Origin of the sequence: Xanthobacter autotrophicus (genome assembly GCF_029991245.1) — a bacterium.
Taxonomy (GTDB): Bacteria; Pseudomonadota; Alphaproteobacteria; order Rhizobiales; family Xanthobacteraceae; genus Xanthobacter; species Xanthobacter autotrophicus_C.
Genome location: NZ_JAIVFO010000013.1, coordinates 35,386 through 49,114, shown reverse-complemented (window position 1 = coordinate 49,114; position 13,729 = coordinate 35,386). Strand labels below are relative to the sequence as shown.

General features: G+C 67.2%; 9 protein-coding genes. 6 read left to right on the top strand and 3 right to left on the bottom strand.

The window, feature by feature from the left end:
• Window positions 1-123: 123 nt before the first annotated feature.
• Complete coding sequence (gene gltB / locus K9U41_RS04435) at window positions 124-4,827, bottom strand: glutamate synthase large subunit (RefSeq protein ID WP_282639647.1); 4,704 nt, start codon at window positions 4,825-4,827, stop codon at window positions 124-126.
• A gap of 653 nt (window positions 4,828-5,480) precedes the next feature.
• On the opposite strand from gltB, the gene K9U41_RS04430 reads away from it, so the two are divergent.
• Window positions 5,481-6,200: a hypothetical protein gene (locus tag K9U41_RS04430; protein WP_282639646.1), complete on the top strand. Its 720-nt coding sequence runs from the start codon at window positions 5,481-5,483 to the stop codon at window positions 6,198-6,200.
• 64 nt (window positions 6,201-6,264) lie between these two features.
• On the opposite strand, the gene K9U41_RS04425 is transcribed toward K9U41_RS04430, so the two are convergent.
• A complete protein-coding gene (locus tag K9U41_RS04425; protein ID WP_282639645.1) occupies window positions 6,265-6,846 on the bottom strand; it encodes a YqaA family protein in 582 nt (193 codons plus the stop codon).
• A gap of 443 nt (window positions 6,847-7,289) precedes the next feature.
• Here K9U41_RS04425 and K9U41_RS04420 point away from each other — a divergent pair, with 443 nt between their 5' ends.
• Entirely contained in the window at window positions 7,290-7,415 is a 126-nt protein-coding gene (locus K9U41_RS04420) for a hypothetical protein (RefSeq protein WP_269149852.1), read from the top strand.
• Window positions 7,416-7,593: 178 nt separating this feature from the next.
• Here the strand turns inward: K9U41_RS04420 and K9U41_RS04415 are convergent, their stop codons facing one another.
• The gene (locus K9U41_RS04415) at window positions 7,594-8,634 is read right to left on the bottom strand and encodes a 2-dehydropantoate 2-reductase (protein WP_282639644.1); all 1,041 of its coding nucleotides are present in this window, start codon (window positions 8,632-8,634) and stop codon (window positions 7,594-7,596) included.
• A 204-nt stretch (window positions 8,635-8,838) separates the two neighbouring features.
• On the opposite strand from K9U41_RS04415, the gene K9U41_RS04410 reads away from it, so the two are divergent.
• The 4 genes from K9U41_RS04410 to K9U41_RS04395 all read left to right on the top strand — a co-directional run bounded on the left by K9U41_RS04410 (window position 8,839) and on the right by K9U41_RS04395 (window position 13,632).
• Window positions 8,839-9,693, top strand: coding sequence for an IclR family transcriptional regulator (locus tag K9U41_RS04410; protein WP_282639643.1), 855 nt, complete (start codon window positions 8,839-8,841; stop codon window positions 9,691-9,693).
• Between the two features lie 365 nt (window positions 9,694-10,058).
• Window positions 10,059-11,072 (top strand): Bug family tripartite tricarboxylate transporter substrate binding protein, encoded by a 1,014-nt coding sequence (locus tag K9U41_RS04405; protein WP_282639642.1) that lies wholly within the window; start codon window positions 10,059-10,061, stop codon window positions 11,070-11,072.
• A gap of 78 nt (window positions 11,073-11,150) precedes the next feature.
• The gene (locus K9U41_RS04400; protein ID WP_282639641.1) at window positions 11,151-11,666 is read left to right on the top strand and encodes a tripartite tricarboxylate transporter TctB family protein; all 516 of its coding nucleotides are present in this window, start codon (window positions 11,151-11,153) and stop codon (window positions 11,664-11,666) included.
• Between the two features lie 499 nt (window positions 11,667-12,165).
• Complete coding sequence (locus K9U41_RS04395; protein WP_432715724.1) at window positions 12,166-13,632, top strand: tripartite tricarboxylate transporter permease; 1,467 nt, start codon at window positions 12,166-12,168, stop codon at window positions 13,630-13,632.
• The last annotated feature ends 97 nt before the right edge of the window (window positions 13,633-13,729 follow it).

The following is a 13,729-nucleotide window of genomic DNA, read 5'->3' as shown; positions in this document are numbered from 1 at the left end:
GGGTGGGAGGGGGCTGACCCTTTCCGTTGAGCGCCGGCATCCGGCGATGGTGAGCCGCCGGGGCGGCGCTCCCCGATCCGCCCCCGCAAGCGCGAGCGGATGAGAAGAGACTGGTTCTCTTCGCTATTCCGCCGCCGCGAGGCCGCGCCGCTTCTCCATGTCGCGCAGGGCGCGGCGGTATTCCACCGGCATCACCTTGACGAACTTGGAGCGGTACTCGGCCCAGTTGTCCAGGATCGCCTGCGCCCGCGCCGAGCCGGTGTAATGCAGGTGCTTGGCGATGAGCTGGTGCAGGCGTTCCTCGTCGTGGCGGGACATGTCGCCCTGCACGTCGATGCGGCCCTTGAACTCCAGGTCGCCGCCGTGGTGGTGGAGGCGTTCCAGCAGGTCCTCCTCCTCCTCCACCGGTTCGAGGTCCACCATGGAGAGGTTGCACCGCTTGGCGAAGCTCTTGTCCTCGTCCAGCACATAGGCGACGCCGCCGGACATGCCGGCCGCGAAGTTGCGCCCGGTCTGGCCGATCACCACCACGATGCCGCCGGTCATATACTCGCAGCCATGGTCGCCGGTGCCTTCAACGACGGCGATTGCACCGGAATTGCGCACCGCGAAGCGCTCGCCGGCGATGCCGCGGAAGTAGCATTCGCCCTCGGTGGCGCCGTACATCACCGTGTTGCCGACGATGATGGATTCCTCCGGCACGATGGCCGCATTATCCGGCGGCCGGACGATGATGCGCCCGCCCGACAGGCCCTTGCCCACATAGTCGTTGGCCTCGCCGATGAGGTCGAAGGTGACGCCGGCGGCGAGAAACGCTGCGAACGCCTGGCCCGCGGTGCCGCTCAGCTCCACGTGGATGGTGTCGTCCGGCAGGCCGTGGCCGCCATAGGCCTTGGCCACGGCGCCGGAGAGCATGGCGCCGGCCGAGCGGTCCACCGACCGGATCGGCGTCTTGATCTCGACGCGCTCGCCCTTTTCCAGGGCCGGAGCGGCCTTGGCGATGAGGGTGCGGTCCAGCACCTTCTCGATGGGATGGTGCTGGCGCTCGGTGTGGCGGATGCCCACCTCGGGCGGCATGTCGGGCTTGGCGAAGATGCGCGAGAAGTCGAGGCCCTTCGCCTTCCAGTGGTTGATGGCGGCGTTCTGGTCGAGCACCTCGGAGCGGCCCACCATCTCGTCCATCGTGCGGAAGCCGAGGGAGGCCATGATCTCCCGCACTTCCTCGGCGACGAAGAAGAAGTAGTTGATCACGTGCTCGGGCGTGCCCTTGAAGCGCTTGCGCAGCACCGGGTCCTGGGTGGCCACGCCCACCGGGCAGGTGTTCAGGTGGCACTTGCGCATCATGATGCAGCCCGCCGCGATGAGCGGCGCGGTGGAGAAGGCGAACTCGTCGGCCCCCAGCAGGGCGCCGATGATCACGTCGCGGCCGGTGCGCAGGCCGCCGTCCACCTGAAGCGCGACGCGCGAGCGCAGGCGGTTGGCCACCAGGGTCTGCTGGGTCTCGGCGAGGCCCATCTCCCACGGCGAGCCGGCATGCTTGATGGAGGTGAGCGGGGAGGCGCCCGTACCGCCCTCGAAGCCGGAGATGGTGATGTGGTCGGCGCGCGCCTTGGCGACGCCCGCCGCCACCGTGCCCACGCCCACCTCGGACACGAGCTTCACCGACACGTCCGCGTCGGGATTCACGTTCTTGAGGTCATAGATGAGCTGGGCGAGATCCTCGATGGAATAGATGTCGTGGTGCGGCGGCGGCGAGATGAGGCCGACGCCGGGGGTGGAGTGGCGCACCTTGGCGATCACCGCGTCGACCTTGTGGCCGGGCAATTGTCCGCCCTCGCCGGGCTTGGCGCCCTGGGCCACCTTGATCTGCATCACGTCGGAATTGACGAGATATTCCGCGGTCACGCCGAAGCGGCCGGAGGCCACCTGCTTGATGGCGGAGCGCATGCTGTCGCCGTTGGGCAGGGGCTTGAAGCGCTCGGGCTCCTCGCCGCCCTCGCCGGTGTTCGACTTGCCGCCGATCCGGTTCATGGCGATGGCGAGGGTGGTGTGGGCCTCGCGGGAGATGGAGCCGAACGACATGGCCCCGGTGACGAAGCGCTTCACGATGTCGGCGGCGGGTTCCACCTCCGACAGCTCCACCGGCGCCTGGCCCAGCTCTTCCGCGCTCTTGATGCGGAACAGGGAGCGCACGGTGAGCAGGCGCGAATCATGGTCGTTGATCATGGTGGAGAAGGCGCGGAACTTGTCCCGCGCATTGCCGCGCACGGCGTGCTGCAGCTCGGCCACCGATTCCGGCGACCATGCATGGTCCTCGCCGCGCATGCGGTAGGCGTACTCGCCGCCCACATCCAGCGCCATGCGGAAGATCGGGGCGTCGGAGAAGGCGAGGGTGTGCCGGCGCTCGGTCTCCTCGGCGATCTCGGCGAGGCCCACGCCCTCGATGGTGGTGGCGGTGCCGAAGAAATACTTGTTCACCAGCTCGGAGGAGAGGCCCACCGCGTCGAAGATCTGCGCGCCGCAATAGGACTGGTAGGTGGAGATGCCCATCTTGGACATCACCTTCAAGAGCCCCTTGTCCACCGACTTGATGAAGCGCTTGACGATCTCCTTGTCGTCCACCTCCTCCGGGATCTCGTCCTTCATGGAGAGCAGGGTCTCGAAGGCGAGATAGGGGTTGATGGCCTCGGCGCCATAGCCGGCGAGGCAGGCGAAATGGTGCACCTCGCGCGCCTCACCGGTCTCCACCACCAGGCCCACGGAGGTGCGCAGGCCCTGGCGGATCAGGTGGTGGTGCACGGCGGCGGTGGCCAGCAGCGCCGGGATCGGGATGCGGTCCGGGCCGACCAGGCGGTCGGACAGGATGATGATGTTGTAGCCGCCGTGGACCGCTGCCTCGGCGCGCTCGCACAGCCGCTCCACCGCGTCGCTCATGCCCGCCGCGCCCTTGTCGGACGGGTAGGTGATGTCGAGGGTGCGGGTGTCGAACCGCTCCTCCATGAAGCCGATGGAGCGGATCTTCTCCAGGTCCTCATTGGTGAGGATGGGCTGGCGCACTTCCAGCCGCTTGCGGCGGGCGGTGCCTTCCAGGTCGAAGATGTTCGGCCGCGGCCCGATGAAGGAGACAAGGCTCATCACCAGCTCCTCGCGGATCGGGTCGATGGGCGGGTTGGTCACCTGGGCGAAGTTCTGCTGGAAGTAGGTGTAGAGCAGCTTCGACTTGTTGGAGAGCACGGAGATGGGCGTGTCGGTGCCCATGGAACCCACCGCCTCCTGGCCGGTGATGGCCATGGGCGCCATGAGGAGCTTGAGGTCCTCCTGGGTGTAGCCGAACGCCTGCTGGCGATCGAGCAGGGCCACGTCGGTGCGCACCTCGCGCGCCTCCACGGGGCGCAGGTCCTCCAGCACCAGCTGGGTGTGCCTCAGCCACTCCTTGTAGGGATTGGCGCGGGCGAGCTGGGTCTTGATCTCCTCGTCGGGGACGAGGCGGCCTTCCACGAGGTCCACCAGCAGCATCTTGCCGGGCTGGAGGCGCCACTTCGTGACGATCTTTTCCTCGGGCAGGGTCAAGACGCCCATTTCGGAGGCGAGCACGATGGTGTCGTCGCTCGTCACCATGTAGCGGGCGGGGCGCAGGCCGTTGCGGTCGAGGGTCGCGACGATCTGGCGGCCGTCGGTGGCGACGATGGCGGCCGGGCCGTCCCACGGCTCCATGAGGGCGGCGTGGTATTCGTAGAAGGCGCGGCGCTCCTCGTCCATGAGCGGATTGCCGGCCCAGGCCTCGGGCACCAGCATCATGGCCGCGTGGGGCAGGGAATAGCCGCCCTGGGTCAGGAATTCGAGCGCGTTGTCGAAGCAGGCGGTGTCCGACTGGCCCTCATAGGAGATGGGCCACAGCTTGGAGATGTCGGCGCCGAACAGCTCGGTGTCCACGGAAGCCTGACGCGCCGCCATCCAGTTGACGTTGCCGCGCAGGGTGTTGATCTCGCCGTTGTGGGCCACCATCCGGTAGGGGTGGGCCAAAGGCCAGGCCGGGAAGGTGTTGGTGGAGAAGCGCTGGTGCACCAGGGCGAGCGCGCTCTCGAAGTCCGGGTCGTGCAGGTCGGCATAATAGGCGCCCAGCTGGTCGGCCAGGAACATGCCCTTGTAGACCAGGGTCCGGCAGGACAGCGACACCGGGTAATAGCCGGCGGTGCGCGGGTCCTTGGCGCCGTAGACGGTGTTGGAGATCACCTTGCGCAGCACGAACAGGCGGCGCTCGAAGCCGTCCTCGTCGCCGGCGAACTCGCCACGGCCGATGAACACCTGGGCGTGCTTGGGCTCGGTGGGCAGCACGCTCCAGCCGAGGGAGGAATTGTCGGTGGGCACGTCGCGCCAGCCGAGGATGACGAGCCCTTCCTCCGCCACCGCCCGCTCATAGGTGGCGCGCACGATCTGCTCGCCCTCGGCATCGCGGGGCAGGAAGATGTGGCCGACCGCATAAAGGCCGGGCTCCGGCAGGGAGAAGCCAAGCCGCGCCGCTTCCTTCAGGAAGAACTTGTGGGGGATCTGCACCAGCATGCCCGCGCCGTCGCCGGCGCGCGGGTCGGCGCCCACGGCGCCGCGGTGCTCCAGGTTGAGCAGGATGTTGATGCCGTCCTGGATGATGCGGTGGGACTTGCGGCCCTTGATGTCGGCGATGAAGCCGACGCCGCAGGCATCCTTCTCATGGGCCGGGTCGAACAGGCCGAAGGGTTCCGGACGGCCGACGATCGACGTGTCTTTCACGGCGGCGGCCGTCCGAGCCACGCTTCCGTTCAAGCCATCCGTGCGATCCGTCGCTGCCATCTCGTCGTTCCTTCTGTGCTGGCGGCCGGGCAGATGCGCCCCGCCGTCCTTCCCCATCTCTTGCCCTTGCGCCGCGATCCGGGTTTCCCGCGGATCGGGCCGCAGCCCTCATCGGGGCCGGGCCGGCCCGATGACGTCCTACGGCCACGCTGCAACTTTTGCACCACTGCCGCGCCACACAGAAGGCCCCCCGTTCGTATGAACGCGAGCTTGAGACAATCTGAGCCATCGACACGGGAGATAGGGAAGCATGGTTTCCCTATCTCGTGGAACATGCCAGAAAAGCGGCACGCCTACAAGCGCCTCAATGGCGCAAAAGCAGTCGGATCGGCGAAAAGTTGCGCTCAATACCGTCAGGACGAAAGAACGGTACGGCGCGCGGCGCCGCGACGCAACGGAGTTTCAGGCGGCCCCTCCATGGCTGTCACCGTGACACCGCGGGCGCGTCCAAAGGCTGCCGCATTGGGCGCCTTAAGTTCCACGGGATTCATGTGCCCGGACCGTCCGTCGGCAGGGCTGGTGTTCAGGCTTCGGCGCGCCGGCCGGCGTGTCGGGACAAATGAGGTTCAAGAATGGAGAGGTGCGCCATGCCGCGAACCCTCACAGGTCCCCTGCGCTTCGGGATCGGTGCCTTAATTTTGAGCGCTGCGATCATGCCATCTGCCCCCGTAGCGGCACAGGTGCTGCTCTATGAGGGGCCCTATGGCTATGAGCGACCCTACGGGCCGCCGCCCCGTGGCTATGTGCCCGCGCCGCCGCCGCGCGGCTATGGCATGCTGCCGCCGGGCGAGGTGCGCGCCATCGTGGTCGGCATGGGCTATCGGCAGGTGTCACGGCCGCGCCTGGCCGGGCGCACCTATGTGGTGACCGGAGTGGACGAGGACGGCCCGGCGGTCTTGCGGCTCGATGCCTTCACCGGCCGGGTGGTGAGCGCGCGCAGCGTCTATGGCGGCCCGACCATCGCCGTGCCGACGCCGCCCGGGCCGGGCCCCCGTCGCACCCCGCCGCCGCCGCGTGCGCCGGCTCCGGTCTCGCCGCCGGTGGCTGCGGCGCCGGTGTCGCCGGCCAGGCCCCTGCCGCCGTCGCGTCCTCCGGAGCCGGCGGTCGCCACGGTGACACCCGCGCCCCGGCCTGCTCCGGCACCGGATGCGGCCAATACCGCTTCGCCGCAATCAATCCCCGCGCAAGCCGCGGTTCCGCAAGCCGCGCCGGCTGATCCGGGCGCGACCTCCGCGAACCCGGAGGCGGGACGATCGGCGGCGCAATCGGCGCCGGCGGCACCGCAGCGGCGCAAGGCGGGAGCGGGCACCGCAACCACCGACACGGCCACCGCAGGTTCCGCATCGGTCCTGTCGCGCCCGAAGGCGCAGTAACGAAAACGGCCGGTGAGGAAGGCTCACCGGCCGCTGGTCTTCGGTCGCGATGCGGCGGGATGCGTCAGGCGAAGTAGGCCGCCGCCACCAGGCCGATCACCAGGACGGCCAGGAAGCCGAGGGTGACGAGGCCGAGCCGCTTCTCGATGAACTCCCGGGCCGCCGCCCCGAAATGGTGCAGGATTGCCGCCAGGATGAAGAAGCGCGCGCCGCGGGTGATGATTGAGAGCAGCACGAACCAGAACAGATTGTAGTCGGCGAAGCCCGAGGTGATGGTCACGAGCTTGAAGGGGATCGGCGTCAGCCCCTTCAGCAGGATCACCCAGTGGCCGTAATGGGCGTAGGCGGCGCGGAACTGGTCCACCTTCGAGCCGTAGCCATACAGGTCGATCAGGAACTTGCCGACGCTGTCATACAGCAGCGCGCCGATGGCATAGCCCACCAGGCCCCCGAGCACCGACGCCACGGTGGCGATGAGCGCATAGCGCCAGGCGCGGTCGGGGCGCGCCAGGGTCATGGGCACCTGCAGCACGTCCGGCGGCACCGGGAAGACGGAGCTTTCCGCAAATGCAACCAAAGCGAGCGCCCAGGGCGCCGACGGCTTCGCGGAATAGGCGATGATCCAGTCGTAGAGCTTGCGGAGCATGGGCGCCTTGTGCAGTGCGGTATAAAAGGTCTCTCGGCTTAGAGCGTCCCACCGGTCGAGTAAAGCGCCGGGAGGCTGTGAAAGGTCCCCGCGACATCCCGCCAGCCCCCCGCACGACGCGTAAACCATTGCTTTACTGTGATCTCCACGCGACGGCGGGCTGTGACCGGCCGGACACAGACAGGGCGTTTCGTGCGGTGTATGACCACAGGCACCGAAACCTGAGTCGCGCGGGGCGAGCCCCGGTTTCGGTGCCGATCGGCGTGGTGCTGCTGTCCGGGAGAGGACCTGGAACTCAAGTGGGACCAGCCTGTTCAGGCTTTATGAACCGCTGCTGACTTAAGCGTTCAGCTCTTGTGCGGCGCATGGCGATTAGAAGCATGCGACGTCGGGGCGATGCACAATTCGGCTCGGTCTGGCCGCGACCAAGTTGAGGGATGAGGATGTTCAAGCGAATCGCCGTGTTTGCCGCTCTCGTGCTGGGCTACGTCCTGACGGGAATGGCGTTGAACGCCAGCCAGCCGAACCCGGGCACGCCCCTCGCCGCGCCGATGACGGAGAGCGAGTGATCGCGTCCCCCGCGCCGCCGGCCCCGTGCCGGCGCGGCGTGCGAGGCCGGACCTGATCCGGACATGGCGTCACTGAAACGAAACAGGCCGGGCATGTCCCGGCCTTTTCTTTTGCTGGCTCCTGACCTGGGGGCAGGGGGGCTCCGGGGCGCTGCCGGCACCGGCCGCCCCGTCCGGCTCAGTGCGCGGCCGCCTTCTGCGCCGGCACGAGATCGGCGGCGGTGACCGGCGGCACGGCGAGGATGTCGCCAAGGCCCGCCATGGCGGCGCGCTGGCGCACTAGGGCCAGCACCACGTCGAGGGTGGGGGTGGGCAGATCGAGCATCTGCGCCATCTCCTGGACGGCGCTCACCAGCGGGTCGATCTCCATGGGGCGGTCGCGCTCGAGGTCCTGCAGCATGGATGTCTTGTGCGCGCCCACCGCGCCGGCGCCGTTGATGCGCCGTTCCACGTCCACGCGGAAGGTGATGCCCAGCTTCTCGGCGACGGCCTGGGCCTCCAGCATCATGGACCGGGCCACGGCGCGGGTGCCGGGATCGGCGGCGATGATGTCGAGGGTGGCGTGGGTCAGGGCGCTGATGGGATTGAAGCAGAGGTTGCCCCACAGCTTCAGCCACAGTTCGTCGCGGATGTTGGTCATCACCGGCGCGCGCAGGCCGCCCTTCTCCATCATCTGGCTGAGCGCGGTGACGCGCGGCGTGATCTCGCCCGAGGGCTCGCCGAGGGGGAACTTGTCGCCGTAGATGTGCTGGATCACGCCCGGCGCCACCACCTCGGTGGCCGGATAGACGATGCAGCCGAGCGCGCGCTCGGGTCGCAGCACCTCCCACTGGCGGGCGCCGGGATCGATGGTGGCCAGCGTGCGATTCTCCAGCGCCCCGCCGTGCTTGTAGAAATACCAGTAGGGCACGCCGTTCACGGCGGTAACGATGGAGGTGTCGTTGCCGATGAGGGGGCGCATCCGCTCCACCACGCCCGGCACCGAATGGCCCTTGAGGGCGATGATCACATAGTCCTGCGGGCCCAGCTCGCGGGGGTCGTCGGTGGCGCGGACCCGGTTCACGCGCTCCTCGCCATTGATCAGCAGCTTCAGGCCGTTGGTCTGCATGGCTTCGAGATGGGCACCGCGCGCCACCAGGCTCACTTCGGCTCCGGCTCCCGCGAGCTGGGCGCCCAGATATCCACCAATGGCTCCGGCGCCGTAGATGCACACCTTCATGGCAGATTCCTCCCGATACGGTCATTACGTATTATGTATGCCAGATTAGGGCGCATGATCTGCCCTTGGCAACCATCGACGCCACGATAGCAGTGGAAATTAATTCCGGAAGATGGAAAATTTGTCACAGGGTGGACGCGGGCTGCGGTCTGGCTAACTTGGGGCCGACGCAGAGCCGTGACCATGTAGGTAAGGAGTATAGGGATGCCGGAGACCGAGGTCGCCCCGCGCCGCCGGGGTCGCCCCGCATCGGGGACCGCCGCCGAGGGTGGGGCCGAGGTCCAGTCGCTGGATCGCGCCATCGCCCTGCTTCGGGTGGTGGCGGACCAGGACGGCATGGCGCTGGCCGAGATCGCCCGCCGGGCGGAACTGCCGGTGTCCACCGTGCACCGCCTGCTGACGACGCTGGAGAAGCGCCAGCTGGTGAACCACGACCTGTCCACCGGGCTGTGGACCGTGGGGCTCGGCCTGTTCCGCATCGGCTCGGCCTACCTGCGCATCCGCAAGCTGCCGGACATCGGCCGTCCGGTGATCCGCCGGCTGCTGCACGAGACCGACGAGACCGTGAACCTCGCCATGTTCGACGCCATGGAGCTGGTGGTGGTGGCCCAGGCGGAGGCCCATGCGCCGGTGCGCGCCTTCTTCCGGCTCGGGGCGCGGCTGCCGCTGCATGCCACGGCGGCGGGCAAGGCGGTGCTCGCCGCCGCCACGCCCGCGTTCCGCGGTGCCTGCCTTGGCCAGATCCGCTACGAGCCCTTCACCACCGCCACCCATCGCGAGGAGCGGGCGTTGATGGATGACGTAGGCGAAATCCTGGAGCGCGGATTCGCGGTGGACCGGGAGGAGCATGCGCCCGGCATGCGGGCGGTGGCCGCCGCCATCCTCAACGAATGGCGCGATCCCATCGGTGCGGTCTCGGTCTCCGCGCCCGCCGTGCGCATGAGCGAGGACCGCATCCTGCGCCTCGGGCGGCGGGTGGCATCCGCGGCCGAGCAGATGACGCGCCTTTATTCCGGCGTCGATGAAAGCCTTTCGCAGGACTATGCCGCGTATCGGTAAAGTCTGCTGACCGACTTGGCATACAATATTCTAAATATTGGAATACGGAGTACCGCATGCGGAATTGAAAATTCCAATTGACACAAGGCAAGTGCATTATACTCTTTGGAAGCCGCCCTAACGTAAGCGGCGCAGACGCCTCAATAGAACGCCAGAGAAAACAAGACGCGAGAGTCCGCTTCGGCCCGATCCCATCGTCATCCAGCCGGTCAAGCGGTCTCTCTCCGTAATCGAGGGACGGATCCTGCGTGCGGGCCGGCCAGCCCGTGCGAATGCAGCTCCATATCTCGATCGGCATCAGTCGCGTTCGGCATAAGTCTCGATCCGCAAAATAAAAACGCGGACGATCCGGGAGGAAGACCATCATGCATTCGGCTATCGCCAGAACCATCCGGCGAGGTGCAGCGGCGCTCGCCGTCGCAGCTGCCTTTTCCCCCTTGGCGGCACACGCCTGGGAACCGACCAAGACCGTGGAATTCATCGTGCCGGCGGGCACGGGCGGGGGCGCCGACCAGATGGCGCGCATGATTCAGGGCATTGTTCAGAAGAACAACCTGATGACTCAGTCCCTCGTCGTCATCAACAAGTCCGGCGGCGCAGGTGCCGAAGGCTTCCTCGACGTGAAGGGCTCCAATCGGAACCCCCACAAGATCATCATTTCCCTGTCCAACCTCTTCACCACACCCATCGCCACCGGCGTGCCCTTCTCCTGGAAGGACATGACGCCGGTGTCCATGCTGGCCCTCGACGAGTTCGTCCTGTGGGTGAACGCGAAGGCGCCCTATAGCGACGTGAAGGGCTATCTCGATGCGCTGAAGGCGGCGTCGGGCGACCAGGTCTTCAAGATGGGCGGCACCGGGTCCAAGCAGGAAGACCAGATCATCACCGCCGCCATCGAGCAGAAGACCGGCGCCAAGTTCATCTACGTGCCCTACAAGGGCGGCGGCGACGTGGCGGCGCAGCTCGTCGGCGGCCATGTCACCTCTTCGGTGAACAATCCCATCGAGGCGGTCTCCCAGTGGCGCGCGGGCGAGCTGAAGCCGCTGTGCGTGTTCGACGACAAGCGGCTGCCCTACAAGGAGCCCATCGCCAACGGCAAGTCGTGGGCGGATATTCCCACCTGCAAGGAAGCCGGGCTCGACATCGAATACCTGATGCTGCGCGGCATCTTCATGCCGCCGGGCGCCTCGAAGGAGCAGGTCGAGTATTTCGTCGATCTGTTCAAGCGGGTGCGCGCCACCCCCGAGTGGCAGGACTTCATGCAGAAGGGCGCGTTCAACACCACCGCCCTGACCGGCACCGACTATGCCGCCTGGCTCACCAAGGCCGAGGCGACCCACAAGGACCTGATGGAGAAGGCCGGCTTCGTCGCGAAATAGCGGGCGGGGCTCCGCTGGGCCTCCGGCGGAGCCCGTCCCGACGCGGCGGTCATGTCTTCGTCAACGGGAGAATGGGTCATGAGCAGCGAAACCGGCCAGACCGGCCAGAATGAGAAAACCGTCACCAACCGCACCATGGACATGGTGGTGGCCCTTGTCTTCATGGGGGTTTCGGCGCTGGTGATGAGCGACAGCTGGCGCGTCGGCGCGAGCTGGGCGGCGGACGGGCCGCAGGCGGGCTACTTCCCGTTCTACGTGGGGTTGATCATGTTCATCGCCAGCGCCGTGACGCTGGTGCAGAACATGGTCACGCGCCATCCCGACCTCACCAATTTCGTCGATCGCACGCAGCTCGTCTCGGTGATGCAGGTGCTGATACCGACGGTGGCCTATGTGGGGCTGATCTTCCTTCTGGGGATCTATGTTGCCTCCGCCATCTTCATCGCCTTCTTCATGTGGTGGCTGGGCAAGTATCCGCCGGCGAAGATCATCCCCGTCGCGGTGGGCGTGCCGCTTGCGCTCTTCGTGATGTTCGAGGTCTGGTTCCTTGTTCCCCTGCCCAAGGGTCCGCTGGAAACCGCGCTCGGCTACTGACGCCAACGGCCGATGAGTTGAACTCCCGGCCACTGGCGCAAGCCCGAGCGGGGCTTGAGCGAAGCCCTCTCGGCACGGCTCAAAGACCGGCTCCGCCCGGGCGGACGCAGCCCGAGCCGTCGGTCCGACGGTGACCGGCAGAGCGTTTTCAAGTGAAGCGGATGCCGGCTCGCACGAAGACGGCGGGCCGGACAAGGCAGTTCGATCGTTTTTACTGTTTAGGACAACACGAAAATGATCGAGGTGCGCCAGGGCAAGGCCCGCGCACCGTGCGCTGCGCCCGCATCGCCTCGTCCGGTGGACAGGGGCTTTGGGCGCCCCGCGAAAGACAAGCCCGGCGCGCCGGCTCAGCCGCGATGCCTGAACACGGCCCAACCCTGAAAAAACAACGCGCCCGCCCCTCCATGCCGCCGTCAGATGCGGTCGAGGCGGCGCAACGGAGGACCCCGTGGAAGCGCTCACCTCACTCATCGGAGGGTTCGGTGTCCTCGCCGACCCCATGAACATCGTCTACATGTTTGTCGGCATCATGCTCGGCGTGCTCATCGGGGTGCTGCCGGGGCTGGGGGGCGCGAACGGCGTCGCCATCCTGCTGCCGCTGACCTTCTCCATGACGCCGGTCTCCGCCATCATCATGCTGTCCTCCATCTATTGGGGGGCCTTGTTCGGCGGCGCCATCACCTCCATCCTGTTCAACATTCCCGGCGAGCCCTGGAGTGTCGCCACCACCTTCGACGGGCACCCCATGGCCCAGAAGGGAAAAGCCGGAGAAGCCCTGACCGGAGCCTTCACCGGCTCCTTCATCGGCGCCTTCTTCGCGGTGCTGCTCATCACCTTCCTCGCGCCGGTCATCGCGAAGTTCGCGCTGCAGTTCGGGCCGGCGGAATTCTTCGCGGTCTATCTCCTCACCTTCTGCGCCTTCGTGGGCATGGGGCGGGAGCCGGCAGCCAAGGTGATCGCGGCCATGATGCTGGGCTTTGCCCTGGCCGCGGTGGGCATCGACACGGTGACGGGCCAGCTGCGCATGACCTTCGGCTCGGTGGAGCTGCTGCGCGGCTTCGACTTCCTGGTAGCGGTCATCGGCCTGTTCGGCGTGGGCGAAATCCTGCTCACCATGGAAGAGGGCCTCGCCTTCAAGGGCAAAAGCGCCGCCATCAACGCGCGGGTGGTGTTCGAAACCTGGAAGAAGCTGCCGCAATACTGGGTGGGCTGCCTGCGCTCGGCCATCGTCGGCTGCTGGATGGGCGTCACCCCCGGCGGCGCCACGCCGGCCTCCTTCATGAGCTACGGCCTCGCCAAGAAATTCTCCAAGAACGGCCGCAACTTCGGCAAGGGCGAGCTGGAAGGGGTGGTGATGCCGGAGGTGGCGGCCCGTGCGGCCGGCACGTCGGCGCTGCTGCCCATGCTGACGCTGGGCATCCCCGGCTCGCCCACGGCGGCGGTGCTCCTGGGCGGCCTGCTGATCTGGGGCCTCCAGCCCGGGCCGCTGCTGTTCGTGGAGCAGAAGGACTTCGTGTGGGGCCTCATCGCCTCGATCTACCTCGGCAACATCGCCGGGCTGATCGTGGTGCTCACCACGGTGCCGATCTTCGCGGCCATCCTGCGCATTCCCTTCAGCGTCATCGCGCCCATCATCCTCGTGATCTGCGCGGTGGGGGCCTACACGGTGCACAATGCGGGGCTCGACATCGCCGTGATGCTGGTGTTCGGCGTCATCGGCTACCTGTTCAAGAAGCTGCAGTATCCGCTGGCGCCGCTGGTGCTGGCCCTGGTGCTGGGCGACATGGCGGAAAGCTCCTTCCGGCAGGCCATGCTGGTGTCCCAGGGCCATCTTTCCATCTTCTGGTCCAACCCGCTGGTGGGTTCCATCGTGACGCTGGCCCTGGTCATGCTGATCTGGCCGCTGATCGCCATGATCCTCGCCCGCTTCAAGCCGCACGGCTCGAAGCCCGCCGCCGCCGAGTGAGCGGGGCCTGAGCGAAACAGGGCGGGGCGGCATCGGGTCGTCGCCCCGCCTCCGGTATTGCCGCACAAAAGTCTCCGCCGACGCCTCCGGGCGCTTG